Source organism: Planosporangium spinosum, from assembly GCF_049999945.1.
GTDB lineage: Bacteria > Actinomycetota > Actinomycetes > Mycobacteriales > Micromonosporaceae > Planosporangium > Planosporangium spinosum.
The window spans coordinates 128,660-142,714 of the sequence record NZ_JBLYUB010000005.1; the positions used below are offsets into that span (position 1 = coordinate 128,660).

The 14,055-nt window shown below is 71.6% G+C and carries 13 protein-coding genes; 8 read left to right on the forward strand and 5 right to left on the reverse strand.

The annotated features are described in order from the left end of the window. The first annotated feature begins 495 nt into the window (after positions 1–495). Positions 496–2,874 (forward strand): DNA helicase PcrA, encoded by a 2,379-nt coding sequence (pcrA, locus tag ACNTMW_RS09100; protein ID WP_426632979.1) that lies wholly within the window; start codon positions 496–498, stop codon positions 2,872–2,874. A gap of 211 nt (positions 2,875–3,085) precedes the next feature. After that, on the forward strand, positions 3,086–3,490 hold the full coding sequence (gene icmB, locus ACNTMW_RS09105) for a coenzyme B12-dependent isobutyryl CoA mutase small subunit (protein WP_426632980.1): 405 nt from the start codon (positions 3,086–3,088) through the stop codon (positions 3,488–3,490). Positions 3,491–3,584: 94 nt separating this feature from the next. Here icmB and ACNTMW_RS09110 read toward each other — a convergent pair whose 3' ends face one another. Next, a complete protein-coding gene (locus ACNTMW_RS09110) occupies positions 3,585–3,755 on the reverse strand; it encodes a hypothetical protein (protein ID WP_426632981.1) in 171 nt (56 codons plus the stop codon). Between the two features lie 184 nt (positions 3,756–3,939). Here ACNTMW_RS09110 and sucC point away from each other — a divergent pair, with 184 nt between their 5' ends. From sucC to ACNTMW_RS09125, 3 genes are all read left to right on the forward strand, one after another. Continuing rightward, the gene (gene sucC / locus ACNTMW_RS09115; RefSeq protein WP_426632982.1) at positions 3,940–5,121 is read left to right on the forward strand and encodes an ADP-forming succinate--CoA ligase subunit beta; all 1,182 of its coding nucleotides are present in this window, start codon (positions 3,940–3,942) and stop codon (positions 5,119–5,121) included. Between the two features lie 7 nt (positions 5,122–5,128). Continuing rightward, positions 5,129–6,016 carry a succinate--CoA ligase subunit alpha gene (sucD, locus tag ACNTMW_RS09120; RefSeq protein ID WP_426632983.1) on the forward strand — a complete coding sequence of 296 codons (888 nt, stop codon included), beginning with the start codon at positions 5,129–5,131 and terminating at the stop codon, positions 6,014–6,016. Positions 6,017–6,123: 107 nt separating this feature from the next. Further along, positions 6,124–7,533, forward strand: coding sequence for a cell division protein PerM (locus tag ACNTMW_RS09125; RefSeq protein ID WP_426632984.1), 1,410 nt, complete (start codon positions 6,124–6,126; stop codon positions 7,531–7,533). 78 nt (positions 7,534–7,611) lie between these two features. Here the strand turns inward: ACNTMW_RS09125 and ACNTMW_RS09130 are convergent, their stop codons facing one another. The 3 genes from ACNTMW_RS09130 to ACNTMW_RS09140 form a co-directional block, all read right to left on the reverse strand. Beyond that, positions 7,612–7,866 (reverse strand): hypothetical protein, encoded by a 255-nt coding sequence (locus tag ACNTMW_RS09130; RefSeq protein ID WP_426632985.1) that lies wholly within the window; start codon positions 7,864–7,866, stop codon positions 7,612–7,614. Between the two features lie 124 nt (positions 7,867–7,990). Then, positions 7,991–8,737 (reverse strand): DUF4190 domain-containing protein, encoded by a 747-nt coding sequence (locus tag ACNTMW_RS09135; protein WP_426632986.1) that lies wholly within the window; start codon positions 8,735–8,737, stop codon positions 7,991–7,993. Positions 8,738–8,824: 87 nt separating this feature from the next. Then, positions 8,825–9,130 carry a CD225/dispanin family protein gene (locus ACNTMW_RS09140; protein WP_426632987.1) on the reverse strand — a complete coding sequence of 102 codons (306 nt, stop codon included), beginning with the start codon at positions 9,128–9,130 and terminating at the stop codon, positions 8,825–8,827. A gap of 414 nt (positions 9,131–9,544) precedes the next feature. On the opposite strand from ACNTMW_RS09140, the gene purN reads away from it, so the two are divergent. Together purN and purH are read left to right on the forward strand one after the other, a co-directional pair. Further along, on the forward strand, positions 9,545–10,168 hold the full coding sequence (purN, locus tag ACNTMW_RS09145) for a phosphoribosylglycinamide formyltransferase (RefSeq protein WP_426632988.1): 624 nt from the start codon (positions 9,545–9,547) through the stop codon (positions 10,166–10,168). Beyond that, complete coding sequence (purH, locus tag ACNTMW_RS09150; RefSeq protein WP_426632989.1) at positions 10,165–11,733, forward strand: bifunctional phosphoribosylaminoimidazolecarboxamide formyltransferase/IMP cyclohydrolase; 1,569 nt, start codon at positions 10,165–10,167, stop codon at positions 11,731–11,733. Before purN ends, purH begins: the two co-directional genes overlap by 4 nt. A gap of 62 nt (positions 11,734–11,795) precedes the next feature. Here the strand turns inward: purH and ACNTMW_RS09155 are convergent, their stop codons facing one another. Further along, the gene (locus ACNTMW_RS09155) at positions 11,796–12,782 is read right to left on the reverse strand and encodes a serine hydrolase (protein ID WP_426632990.1); all 987 of its coding nucleotides are present in this window, start codon (positions 12,780–12,782) and stop codon (positions 11,796–11,798) included. Between the two features lie 68 nt (positions 12,783–12,850). Between ACNTMW_RS09155 and ACNTMW_RS09160 the strand changes: the two genes are divergently transcribed. After that, a complete protein-coding gene (locus ACNTMW_RS09160; RefSeq protein WP_426632991.1) occupies positions 12,851–14,029 on the forward strand; it encodes a DNA glycosylase AlkZ-like family protein in 1,179 nt (392 codons plus the stop codon). Positions 14,030–14,055 lie beyond the last annotated feature (26 nt).

A 14,055-nucleotide genomic window follows, 5' to 3' on the forward strand; every position in this document is an offset into this window, starting at 1 on the left:
GGGCTCGTCCCGGAACGGCAAACGCCCCGGGCTTGGGAACCCGGGGCGTCGTCAGGTCTTGGTTCAGGCGTGACCTACGGCTGCCGGATTCCCGGAGCCGTAAAAAAAGTAGTGGTGCGCCTGTGAAGTCACGTAGCCGAGTATGCCACAGGCGAACCCGGGCATGGGAAGGGTGACCACCAGGCGGGAACGCTTTCGTCCTCGGGGTCTGCGCGGCATGCGGGCGTCCGGACCCGCACCTCACCTGCTCCATCCAAGATCCGCGCTCCATGAGATCCGCGCTCCAAGATCCGCGCAATGTCGCAAACATTGCCGTTATCCCGGCGCGGGTAGCAGCAATGTTTGCGACATTGCGTGGATCTCGTGGAGTGGCGGGCGTCGCCCGGGGGGAATGCGCGGATCTTGCGGCGCTCGGACCTCGTGGGGAACGGTGTGGGGGTCGGCGGGCCTGTCGGGGCGGGGTTCGTCGTACCGGCGGCATAGACTCGCCGTGCGATGCACCCTCTCTTCGACATCCCCCAGGTCCCGGTCCAGGCCGACGCGTCCGCGTCGCATCCGCCGCACCGGAGTCCCAGCCGTGATCCACGGGATCTGCTCGACGGGCTCAACGAACCTCAGCGGGCGGCCGTGACCCACCGGGGGGCGCCGCTGCTCATCGTGGCCGGCGCGGGATCGGGCAAGACGAGGGTGCTCACCAACCGGATCGCCTACCTGCTGGCGGCCGGCGACGTGCACCCCGGTGAGATCCTCGCGATCACGTTCACCAACAAGGCCGCGGGGGAGATGAAGGAGCGGGTCGCCGCCCTGGTCGGCGGCCGCGCCCGGCTGATGTGGGTGTCGACGTTCCACTCCGCGTGCGTTCGGATCCTGCGCGCCGAGCACGAGCACGCCGGCCTCAAGAGCACGTTCTCGATCTACGATGCCGACGACTCCCGGCGGCTGATGACGCTGGTGGCCCGCGAGCTCGACCTGGACCCGAAACGGTTCCCGGCCCGGGGGCTGGCCGCGCAGGTGTCCAACCTGAAGAACGAGCTGGTCGACCCGGAGACGGCGGCGGCGAACGCGGCCGGCCCGCAGCAGCGCACGGTCGCCGAGGCGTACGCGTTGTACCAGCAGCGGCTGGGCGAGGCGCAGGCACTCGACTTCGACGACCTGATCATGCGGACGGTCCGGATGTTCCAGCAGCATCCGCTGGTGGCCGACGCTTACCGCCGGCGCTTCCGGCACGTGCTCGTCGACGAGTACCAGGACACCAACCACGCGCAGTACGTGCTGATCAAGGAGCTCGTGGGGGGGACCGGCGAGCTCTGTGTCGTCGGTGACGCCGACCAGTCGATCTACGCGTTCCGTGGCGCGACGATCCGCAACATCCTGGAGTTCGAGCGCGACTACCCGCAGGCGCGCACGATTCTGCTGGAGCAGAACTACCGCTCCACCCAGACCATCCTGTCGGCGGCCAACGCCGTCATCGACCGCAACACCGAACGCAAGCCGAAGCGGCTGTGGAGCGACGAGGGCACCGGGGAACAGATCGTCGGGTACGTCGCCGACACCGAGCACGCCGAGGCGGACTGGATCGCCCGCGAGATCGACCGGCTCTGCGACGACCACGGGTTCCGGCCGGCCGACGTCGCGGTCTTCTACCGCACCAACGCCCAGTCCCGCGTGTTCGAAGAGGTGTTCATCCGGTTCGGGCTGCCCTACAAGGTGGTCGGTGGGGTCCGCTTCTACGAGCGTAAGGAGGTCCGCGACGCGCTGGCCTACCTGCGGGCCGTGGCCAACCCCGACGACACGGTGAACATCCGGCGGATCCTCAACACGCCCCGGCGGGGGATCGGCGAGCGGGCCGAGGCGTGCGTGGAGGCGCTCGCGTCCCGCGAGCGGATCTCGTTCGGCGCCGCGCTGGCCCGGGTCGATGAGGCGATCGGCGTCTCCACCCGGGCGGCCAACTCCATCAAGGACTTCGTGGTGCTGCTGGAGAGCGCACGCGAGCTGGCCACGACCGCGCCGCCCGAGGAGATTCTGGAGGCGGTGCTCCAGCGCAGCGGGTACCTCGCCGAGCTGGAGGAGAGTCTCGACCCACAGGACGCCGGCCGGGTGGAGAACCTCCAGGAACTGGTGAGCGTCGCCCGCGAGTACACCGAACGCGCCGCCGCGGCCGAGGAGGAGGCCACGCTGGCCGGCTTCCTGGAGCAGGTGGCGCTCGTCGCCGACGCCGACGAGATCCCGTCGGGCGACCCCGACCACCAGGGCGTGGTCACGCTGATGACCCTGCACACCGCCAAGGGGCTGGAGTTTCCGGTCGTCTTCCTCACCGGCCTGGAGGACGGCGTCTTCCCGCACCTGCGTTCGCTCGGCGACAAGAAGGAGCTGGAGGAGGAGCGCCGGTTGGCGTACGTCGGCATCACCCGGGCCCGTAAGCGGCTGTACCTGTCGCGGGCGGTCACCCGGTCGGCGTGGGGCCAGCCGCAGTACAACCCGGCGTCGCGCTTCCTGGAGGAGCTGCCCGAGGACCTGGTGCGCTGGGAGCGCACCGAGGGGTCGTACACGAGCTGGTCCGGCGGTGGCGGGGTCGGCGGCCGGGCGGCGGCGCCCCCGCGGGAGCGCAACACCCGGTTCGTGGGTGGCACCCCGAAGGCGGCGCAGCTGGCGCAGCGGCTGGGCCTGGACGCGTCCAAGCTGTCGACGGCCAGCGAACTGAAGCAGGCCGACGTGCCGGCGCTCGCGGCCGGTGACCGCATCAACCACCAGCGGTACGGCCTGGGTCGGGTGATGGCCGTCGAGGGGTACGGCACGCGCGCACAGGCCCAGGTGGACTTCGGCGACCAGGTGATGTGGATCGTCCTGCGGCACGCGCCGATCGAGAAGCTGTGACGGGACCGATCGAGAAGCTGTGACGGGACCGGCCACGTTCCCGGTGGCGGTACCTGTGGCGTGCATCTCACCGCACAGCATGCCGGCGGGACGTGATCCGCGCCGCATTTCGGTCGGCGGCCCGCTCGGGGTACGTTTCGCCCGGGGGGCATCGGCGCCCCGTCGCGCGCACGACACGCAGCGCGAATGAACCGGAAAGGACGCGGGCACGATGAGCTCACGGATTCGGGTTGTTGTCGCCAAACCGGGCCTGGACGGTCACGACCGCGGGGCGAAGGTCGTCGCACGCGCGCTGCGTGATGCTGGTATGGAGGTCATCTACACCGGCCTGCACCAGACTCCCGAGCAGATCGTGGAGACCGCGATCCAGGAGGACGCCGACGCCGTCGGGCTGTCGGTGCTCTCGGGCGCGCACATGACGCTGTTCCGCAAGGTGGTCGAGCTGCTGGGCGAGCGCGGCGCGGACGACATCGTGGTCTTCGGCGGCGGCATCATCCCCGACGCGGACATCCCCGAGCTGGAGAAGCTGGGCGTCGCGAAGATCTTCACGCCCGGCGCCACCACTCAGTCCATCGTGGACTGGGTACGCGCGAACGTGGCGACCTCGGTGGTGTGAGCACCGGGGCCCCACCTGGCACGTGACCCGGCGCCGTGACCCCGGGCGGCGGCCCGGGTACCTGACCGGAAAAGGTGGGGGCCGGACGTACCCCTCACACGTCCGGCCCCTCATGCACGATGCCCCGCCGCCACCCCTCGACCGACAGGGCATCGGCCGTCTGCTCGCCGTACCGGGCTGATTTGCCCGTTTCGTACGCCGACATCACACTCAACGACGCGGTCGGCGGCCGGTTACGCCCGTCGTCGCCGACTTTTTCTTCCACTTTCGTGCGTCCGTCGTTCGTCCTTCGCTGGTACGTGGCCGATCGACCGCGCGACGGTGAAAACTGGTCCGCGGTGTGCGATCGAGCACAGGGCGTACCCGCTCGAACTATTGCGATACCACGCTCGCTAGGCTGCGCCGAAGGCGGCCACACCCGGCCGGCGAGATCACCAGAAGAGGTTGTTGTGGACCTGTACGAGTACCAGGGGCGCGAGCTGTTCGCCCGGCACGGGCTGCCGGTGCTGGACGGCGATGTCGCTACCACTCCGGATGAGGCCGCAGCCATCGCCGAGCGACTCGGTGTGCGCGCGGTTGTGAAGGCCCAGGTCAAGGTCGGAGGCCGGGGCAAGGCCGGCGGTGTCAAGCTGGCCGAGAACGCCGAGGAGCTGCGCGGGCACGCCGAGCGCATCCTCGGGATGGACATCAAGGGCCACACGGTCCACAAGGTCATGGTGACGACGACCGCGTCGATCGAGGAGGAGTACTACTTCTCGTACCTGCTCGACCGGGCCAACCGCACCTTCCTGTGCATCGCCAGCACCGCCGGCGGCATGGAGATCGAGCAGGTCGCGGAGGAGTCGCCGGAGAAGGTCGTCAAGTTCCCGATCGACGCGGGCAAGGGCGTCGACTCCGCGACCGCCCGCGAGATCGTGACGAAGGCCGCCTTCCCGGCCGAGGTCGCCGACCAGGTCACCGAGATCGCGGTCAAGCTGTGGCAGGCGTTCGTGGCCGAGGACGCCACGCTCGTCGAGGTCAACCCGCTGGCGAAGGTCGCCGGTGGACAGGTCCTGCTGCTCGACGCCAAGGTGACGCTGGACGAGAACGCCGACTTCCGGCACCCGGAGCGCGCCGAGTACGTGGACAAGTCGGCGGTCGACCCGCTGGAGCAGGCGGCCAAGGCCAAGAACCTCAACTACGTCAAGCTCGACGGTCAGGTCGGCATCATCGGCAACGGCGCCGGCCTGGTCATGTCGACCCTGGACGTCGTCGCCTACGCGGGCGAGGAGTTCGGCGGGGTCCGCCCGGCCAACTTCCTCGACATCGGCGGTGGCGCGAGCGCCCAGGTGATGGCCAACGGCCTGGAGATCGTGCTGTCCGACCCGGACGTGAAGAGCGTCTTCGTCAACGTCTTCGGTGGCATCACCGCCTGCGACGCCGTGGCCAACGGCATCGTGCAGGCGCTGGAGCTGCTGGGGCAGCGCGGTGAACAGGTGAGCAAGCCGCTGGTCGTACGGCTGGACGGCAACAACGCCGAGGAGGGTCGACGCATCCTCGACTCGGCGGCCAACCCGCTCATCGAGCGGGTGGACACGATGGACGGTGCGGCAAAGCGAGCGGCCGAACTGGCCGCGGCGGCAGGGAAGTGACCTGACAATGGCAATCTGGCTCACCAAAGAATCCAAGGTCATCGTCCAGGGCATGACCGGCTCCGAGGGCTCCAAGCACACCCGGCGCATGCTCGCCGCGGGTACGAACATCGTCGGCGGCACCAACCCGCGTAAGGCGGGCACGCAGGTCGACTTCGACGGTACCAAGGTGCCCGTCTTCGCGAACGTCGCCGAGGCGATGGCCGAGACCGGCGCGGACGTGTCCGTGCTGTTCGTGCCGCCGGCCGGCACCAGGAGCGCGGCGATCGAGGCGATCGACGCCGGTATCGGCCTCGCGGTCGTCATCACCGAGGGCGTCCCGGTGCACGACACCGCCGCCGTCTGGGCGCACGCCTGCGCCACCGGCAACCGGACCCGGATCATCGGCCCCAACTGCCCGGGCATCATCAGCCCCGGCAAGTCCAACGCCGGCATCATCCCCGCCGACATCACCGGCCCCGGCCGCATCGGCCTGGTCAGCAAGTCCGGCACGCTGACCTACCAGATGATGTACGAGCTGCGTGACTTCGGCTTCTCCACCGGCGTCGGTATCGGTGGCGACCCGGTCATCGGCACCACGCACATCGACGCGCTCGCGGCGTTCCAGTCCGACCCGGAGACCGAGGCGATCGTGATGATCGGCGAGATCGGCGGCGACGCCGAGGAGCGGGCGGCCGAGTTCATCAAGGCCAACGTCACCAAGCCGGTCGTCGGGTACATCGCGGGCTTCACCGCCCCGCCCGGCAAGACCATGGGCCACGCCGGTGCGATCATCTCCGGCTCGTCGGGTACGGCCGAGGCGAAGAAGACCGCGCTGGAGGCGGCCGGCGTGCGCGTCGGCAAGACCCCCAGTGAGACCGCGCGCCTCATGCGCGAGGTGATGAGCGGTCGCTGACGCGTACCGCTGGGGGTACGGGCGCGTCACTCGCCCGCGCGACACGAGATGATGAGCGGCCGGTCAGCAACGACCGGCCGCTCACATTTTTGAAAGAGTGGACCGCGATGGCTAGCACCCCTGATGAAGCGACCGACGCGGCACCCGAGACCGAGGTCGCCGCGCCGGCGGCCGGTACCCGACGCGCCGCCGCGGCGGCGGCCGACGTTCCGCGGACCCCCGGCGTGGCCGACGCCCCGCGGCCCGCGCCGGGCGGCACCGCCCCGCGCGAGCCGGCCCGTGGCCGGCCGGGCCGGCGGGCCCCACTGGCGCTCGCGGCCTCGGTCACGACCGCGTGGGCCGCGCTCGTGTCGCTGGTTCCGGTCCTCGTCGTCGCGACGCTCGCCCAGCTCGTTTCCGGCGGGTCCGGTCAGCTCGGCCAGGTGTTGCGGATCGGGCTGGCCGGGTGGCTGCTCGCCCACGGCGTACAGCTGCGGACCGGTATCGGGCCGCTGGGCCTGGCGCCGCTCGCGTTCACCGTGCTGGCGGCGTGGCGGGTGGTTCGCGCCGGGGTGCACACGACCCGCGCCATCGGTGGCCGCCGTCGCGGATCGGTGCGGTCGGCGATGGTCTCCGCGGCGGGCGTCGGAGTCGTGTACGGGCTGCTCGGTGCCGCTGCGGCGGCCCTGGCCACGATGCCCGGTCTCGGCATCCCGGCGTCGTTGGCCGGGTTCACGCTGGGCCTGTTCGGTTTCGTCGCGGCGCTGGCCGGCGCGCTGGTCGAGAGCGGAGTGCACCGCCGGCTGATCCGGCGGACCCCGATGATGGTGCGGGACGCCACCCGCACCGGCCTGGTCGCGGCGCTGCTGATCCTCGGGGCCGGCGCGGCGGCGGGCGGTACGGCCCTGGCGCTGTCGGGCGGCGCGGCGAGCCGGGTCCTCGCCGCGTACCACACGGGCGTGGCGGGACAGGCCGGCCTCACCCTGGTGTGCGTCGTGTACGGGCCCAACCTTGCCATGTGGGCCGCCAGCTACCTGATCGGACCGGGCTTCGCGCTCGGTACGGGCACCGTCGTGAGCGCCGCCCGCGTCTCGCTGGGCACCGTGCCGGCCGTGCCGGTGCTCGCCGCGGTGCCGACGAAGCCGGCCTCCGGCTGGGCCGTCCTGCTGCTCGTCGTACCGCTGGCGGCCGGCATGGCGGCGGGGTGGCTGCTCGCGCGGCGGCGGTTGCGCGGTCGGAGCGCCCGGGCGGGCGCCGTGACCGACCGGAGCGTGCGTACGCCGGCGGAGGCGGCGGGTGCCGGGGTCGGCTGGGGTCCGCTGCTCGCGGCGGCCGCGCTGACCGGCCCGGTGGCCGGGTTGGCGCTGGCGGTCGCCGCACGAGCCTCGGCCGGTCCGCTCGGCGGGGGTCACCTAGCCGACGTCGGACCGGATGCGTGGCCGCTGTCCGGGGTGGCCGCCGGCCTGGTCTCGGCCGGTGCGGTGGTCGCCGCGGCGGCGACGAAGACCCTGATCGGGGTGCGCCGCAAGGGCGCCTGAACCGGTGGGCGCCCGGTACGCGCCCCGATACCCCGATGGGGCGCCCGAGGGCGCCCCATCGGGGTTTCCTTGCTGTCGTTACTTGCCGATGTTCGACAGGGCACCGGTGGCGATCGCGATGATGTTGACGACGACGATCACCGCAGCCAGACCGAAGGTGACGTAGGCCAGCGTGGGCTGCTTGCCCGCCTTCTTCGCCTCCAGCAGCGACAGGACGCCGAACACGACGCCGAGCGGCCAGCAGCAGAAGTCGAAGATGATGCCGAGCACACCCCACAGGGTGGTCTTGTCGTTGCCGGCGGGCGCGGCAGCGGGCGGCATGGGAGCGGTCAACGTGTTCCTCCTGATAGTTGGTCCCGCGGCTCCGGGTGCCGCGCGAACGGCATGATCGTCGCGGGTTGATCATGTCCTGGTCAAGCGGGTTGACCGCGGCTGCAACCGAGGTGTTGTACAGCTATCAGGGAGAAGTCGGGAAGTTGGGCAGGTTCAGGGCGAACGCGGCGATGACCGAGGCGATCGACAGGACGATGCCGACCGCGCCGCAGATGACCCCGGCGAGGGACTGTCCCCGGTTGCTCGCCTCTCCGGCATTGGCCTTCTTCATCCCGATGATGCCGAGAACCAGTGCGACCACGCCCGCGGCGAAGCCGATCACCGAGCAGCACACCGCGAACGGGATCGAGAGGATGCCGAGGATCATCGCGGCCATGCCCATGTTGTTCTGCTGGGTCGACATGCCGTAGCCGGCGCCCGGGTAGGGCGCGGCGGTCGGGTAGGGCGGGTAGGGCGGGTAGGGCGGGTAGGGGCCACCGGAGGCCTGCTGCGCGTACGGGTCCTGGTACTGGTACTGCGGTGGCTGCTGGCCGTAGGGGTCCTGGTACTGCGGCGGCTGCTGGCCGTAGGGGTCCTGGTACTGCGGCGGCTGCGGAGCCTGCTGACCGTACGGGTCGCCCGATGGCTGCGGTGCCTGGGGTGCCTGGGGCTGCGGTGGCTGCGGTGCCTGGGGCTCCTGGGCCTGCGGTTCAGGTGGCTGCGGCGCCTGCGGTGCCGGCGGCTCCTGGGCCTGCGGTGCCTGCGGTTGCTCGGGCTCGGGCTGGGACGGGGAGGGCGGCTGGTACTGCGGTTGTGTGTACGGGTCCGAGTACGGCTGCTGCTGCTGCTGCCCGTACGGGTCCTGGCCGGATCCGGGGTAGCCAGGCTGCATGACGGTTGCTCCTAGATTGATGCGGACCATTGGCAAGGGGCGTGGTCGGGATACCTAGTACCCAGCCCACGCCCCCGGAAGCAGCGACTAGTACGTAGAGGTGCTGCTCGAGCTGATGGCGCTGAGGATGCCGGCGCCCACGCAGCACAGGATGCTGACGACCCACAGGCAGATGCCGATGATGATCGCGAGCTTGGACCACTTCCTGGACTCCGTGGCGGCCGCCTGTGCGCCGGCGTAGTCGCCCTGCTGCAGCAGTGGGTTGACCTTGGAGGCGTTGATGATCGCGGGGATCGCCAGCGGCCAGAACAGGAAGATCGACACGATGGACGCGGTCATGTTGTTGTTGACCGGGGGTGGCGGCGGTCCCTGCGGGGGGTATCCGGGCTGCATGTATCGCTCCAAGCATCGTCGAACGTAGAGAATGATCGGCAGCGTACTGGCCAGGGACAACCTTGCGCATCTACCTGCCCGGGCCTATCGCCTACGCGACACCTTTTCTGCGGTCCGTGTCGATGTCGGCCCCGGTGGCGCCCGATCGTCCTCGATGTCGTGGAACGCCGTGGTGTCCTCGGCCCGCCGCCGGGCTGCGCGACCGCGGCGGATAGGGTAATCCGCCGGGAGGTACCGAGGTCCGAGCCCGGAATGCTCCCGTCGTGCCACATCGAGGTGGCGTCGGCGACGGCTCCGGGTCGCGGCGGGAGCGTCAGCGACAGTTCCGGGTCGCCTGGAGTCGAGCCAGAGCCGAGGAGACCGCCCGTGCGAGACGCCGAGAGAACTCCCCACTCGATGGAATTGGGAGCAGTTGTGACATCACCGCCGGCCAGGTTGGCCCGCCTGCTCGTTCTCATCTCCGGTTCGGGCACCAACCTGCAGGCGCTTCTCGACGCCTGCGGTGACCCGGGTTACGGTGCGGCGGTGGTGGCGGTCGGCGCCGACCGGCCGGGCGCGACCGGTCTGGCCCGGGCGGCCGACCGGGGGGTCCCGACGTTCGTCACCAGTGTCAAGGACTTCGCCAGCCGGGAGCAGTGGGACGCGGCGCTGACCGAGGCGTGCGCGCGGTACGAGCCCGACCTGGTCGTCTCGGCCGGTTTCCTGAAGCTGGTCGGTCCGCTGTTCCTGGCCGAGTTCGGCGGGCGGTACGTCAACACCCACAACGCGTTGCTGCCGTCGTTCCCCGGCATCCACGGGCCCCGGGACGCCCTTGAGTACGGCGTGAAGGTCGCCGGCGCCACCCTGCACTTCGTCGATGCCGGCGTCGACACCGGGCCGATCATCGCCCAGGTCGCCGTGCCGGTCCTCGACGACGACAGTGAGGAGTCCCTCACGGAGCGGATTAAAGAGGCCGAGCGGCGGCAGTTGGTGACGTACGTGGGCCGCATGGTTCGTGAGGGCTGGACCGTCAACGGAAGAAAGGTCACGATCCCGTGAGTCAAGAGTCGCGCCGTCCCATCCGCCGGGCGCTGGTCAGCGTCTACGACAAGGCCGGGCTGGACGAACTGGTCCGCGCGCTCGCGGACGCCGGCGTCGAGATCGTGTCGACCGGTTCGACGGCCGCCCGGATCGAGGCGGCGGGTGTCCGGGTGACCCGGGTCGAGGAACTGACCGGGTTCCCGGAGTGCCTCGACGGGCGGGTGAAGACCCTGCACCCGCGGGTACACGCCGGTCTGCTGGCCGACCTGCGGCTGCCCGCGCACGTCGCCGAACTGGCCGAGTTGGGAATCGAGCCGTTCGACCTGCTGGTGAGCAACCTGTACCCGTTCCGTGAGACCGTGGCGTCCGGCGCCGGCGTCGACGAGTGCATCGAGCAGATCGACATCGGCGGCCCGGCGATGGTCCGGGCGGCGGCCAAGAACCACGCCAGCGTCGCGGTCGTGACGACGCTGCTGGCGTACCCGCTGATCGTCAACGCGCTGGCCGACGGCGGCTTCACGCTCGAGCAGCGGCGCTGGCTCGCGGCCCGCGCGTTCGCCGACATCGCCGAGTACGACGTGGCGGTCGCGAACTGGACCGCGGTCGCGCTCACCCCGCCGCGGGGAGAGGGCGAGGTCTGGCCCGAGTTCGCCGGGCAGGCGCTGCGCCGGTCGGCGGTGCTGCGGTACGGCGAGAACCCGCATCAGGCGGCCGCGCTCTACCTGGACCCCGACGCGTCGCCCGGTCTCGCCCAGGCCGAGCAGCTGCACGGCAAGGAGATGTCCTACAACAACTACGTCGACGCCGACGCCGCCTGGCGGGCCGCGCACGACTTCACCGAGCCGTGCGTGGCGATCATCAAGCACGCCAACCCGTGCGGGATCGCGGTCGGCGCGGACGTCGCCGAGGCGCACCGCAAGGCGCACGCCTGCGACCCGGTCTCCGCGTACGGTGGCGTGATCGCCACCAACGTCCCGGTGACGGTCGCGATGGCCGAGCAGGTCAAGGACATCTTCACCGAGGTGATCGTCGCGCCCGCCTACTCCGACGGCGCGGTCGAGGTACTCCAGAGCAAGAAGAACATCCGCATCCTGCGCGCGCCCGAGTGGGCGCCGGCGCCGGCCGAGTACCGGCAGGTCTCGGGCGGTCTGCTGGTGCAGACTCCGGACCGGCTCGACGCGCCCGGTGACGACCCGTCCACCTGGCGACTGGTCTCCGGTGAGGCGGCCGACTCCGCGACCATGGCCGACCTGGTGTTCGCGTGGCGGGCGGTGCGGTCGGTGAAGTCCAACGCGATCCTGCTCGCGTCCGGCCGGGCGACGGTCGGTGTCGGCATGGGCCAGGTCAACCGGGTCGACTCATGCCGCCTCGCGGTCTCCCGGGCGGGGGACCGGGCGGCCGGTTCGGTCGCCGCGAGCGACGCGTTCTTCCCGTTCGCCGACGGCCCGCAGATCCTGATCGAGGGCGGCGTGCGGGCGATCGTGCAACCCGGCGGCTCGATCCGTGACGAGGAGGTCATCGCCGCCGCGAAGGCGGCCGGCGTCACGATGTACCTGACCGGCACGCGGCACTTCTACCACTGAACCACGTCCGCGATCGTGGACAGTTGGACCGGCTACGGGCGGTCCAACTGTCCACGATCGTGCTAGGGCAGGGAGACCTTCGCCGGGGTCGGGGCGCCGAACAACGTCGCGACGGCGTCGCTGACGGCGTGCACCCCGTCGCCGACGGAGCGGCCGGGCGGCAGGCTGTACATCACCACGACCACGTACCGCTCGTCGGGGCCGGCGAAGCCGGCGGTGTGGGTGACCCAGTGCTCGCCGCCCGGGTCGGGCTTGACCGCCCACCCGTCCTTGTTGCCCGGTCGTAGCTGCGATCCGGCCGCCCACACGCCCCAACGCTGGTTGTCGGCCACCCCGCGCAGCGCGTTCACCAGGTAGGCGCGGTCGTCGGGGTGCAGGTTGCCGCCGAGGACGTAGGTCATCACGTGGTCGAGGTCGTCGGCCGTGCAGCGCAGGTTGCGCCAGTACGTCTCGCGCCCGGCGACCACCGACAGCGAGGCCATGCCGTACCCGGCGCGGAACCGGTCGAGCATCTGCGGGCCGTCGTAGCGGTTCCACAGACTGTCGGTCGCCTCGTTGGACGAGAGCCGGAGCATGTCCGCCATCGCCTTGCGGTCGGCGTCGGTGAGCCGGATCCGGCCGGCCCGGTTGCGTTCCAGCAGGTTCGCCGCGATCGCCACCTTGATCGTGGAGCCGGTCCACATCGGCTCGGTGGTGGCACCGGTCCGCCACGCCGCGCCGGTGGTGCGGTCGCGCAGCACCATGCCCATGTGGCCGGGGCGGCCGGCGACGTACGCCGCCGTGGCGTCGAACCGGCCCCGCAGGGCGCAGTCCCACCCGGCCGCGCAGCCCGTGGACGCGGACGCCGACGGGGACGCCGGCCCGGTGGCGGTGGGCGGGCCGTCGGCCGGCGGGGCGTCGGACGGCGCCGGGGCCGCGGACCAGGCACCGACCGGCGTGGCGGTGATCCGGTCACGGCCGCAGCCCGTGACGACGAGCAGCGCGGCGACGGTGAGGACGGACAGTCGGGTACCGAGGACGGGCAGTCGGGTACACAGCCGGGTACGCATGATTTCTCGCACGCTACCGGCCGGCGGTGCGCACGTCACCGCCGGCCGCGGGGCGCGACAATGTCGGCATGGATGCGAGATCACGGATGGCCTGGTGGTGGCGCCGCCAGGGGCTCGACGGGTCGCTGGCCACGGCGGCCCCCGCCGTGGTGCTGGCTGCGACCGGCTGGGCGCGGTCGGTCGGCGGGGCCAACCCGTATCTCACCCTGTTCGCCCGCGCCGGCACCGGTCGGGCCGACGCCGACGCGGCGGTACGGGCGCTCGACCTTCACGAACTGCCGGCGGCGCGGGGCTGCACGTACGTGGTGCCGGCGGCGCACTTCGCGCTGGCGTTGCAGGTGGGTCGGGGCGTCGCCGAGGGGGAGTTGGCGACCCTGGCCAAGCTCGGGGTGGCGCGGGGAGAGGTCGACAAGCTCTGCGACGCGGTTCTCGAGGTGGTCGGTACCGAGCCGCTCGACCCGGCCGCGCTCAAGGACCGGCTGGGTGACGCGGTGCGCAACCTCGGCGAGGAGGGGCGCAAGCGCGGTCAGTCGACCACCCTGCCGGCGGCGCTCGGACTGCTCCAGGCGGCCGGCGAGATCCGGCGGGTACCGGTCAACGGCCGACTGGACCAGCAGCGGTACGGGTATGTGCGGTGGAGCGCCCCGCGTACCGGCTTGACCGACGAGCAGGCCCGCGCCGAGCTGGCCCGGCTGTACTTCCGGTGGACCGGCCCGGCGGGCCTCGCGCACCTGCGCTGGTTCACCGGGTTCACCGTCGCCGCGGCGAAGGCGGCCGTGGTCGACCTTGAGCTGGTCGACGTCGGGGAGGGGTTGCTGCTGCCGGCCGACCTGCGCGACGAGTACGCGGCCCACCGGGTGCCCGAGCGGCCGGCGTACGCGCTGCTGGCCGGCATCGACGCGCTGGTCCTGCTGCGCCGCGACCACCGTGCGTTGCTCGACGCGGGCGACGTGGAACGGGCCACTCCGGGCGGTAGGCCGCTGGGCGGCCTGGCCGACCTGCCCGACCACCCGATCGTCGACCGGGGCCGGATCGTCGGGCTGTGGCAGTACGACCCGGGCGAGGAGCGGATCGTGTGGTGGTCGTTCGGGCCGCCCGAGGACGAGGTGGCGCTGCGGGCCGCGGTCGGCCGCACCGAGGAGTACGTGCGCGACCAGCTCGGCGACGCCCGCGGCTTCAGCCTGGACAGCCCGAAGTCGCGGGCGCCCCGGCTGGCGGCGCTGAGGGCGGCCGCCGCGGCGTCCTGACCGGGACCCGCGGCGCCGTCCTGACC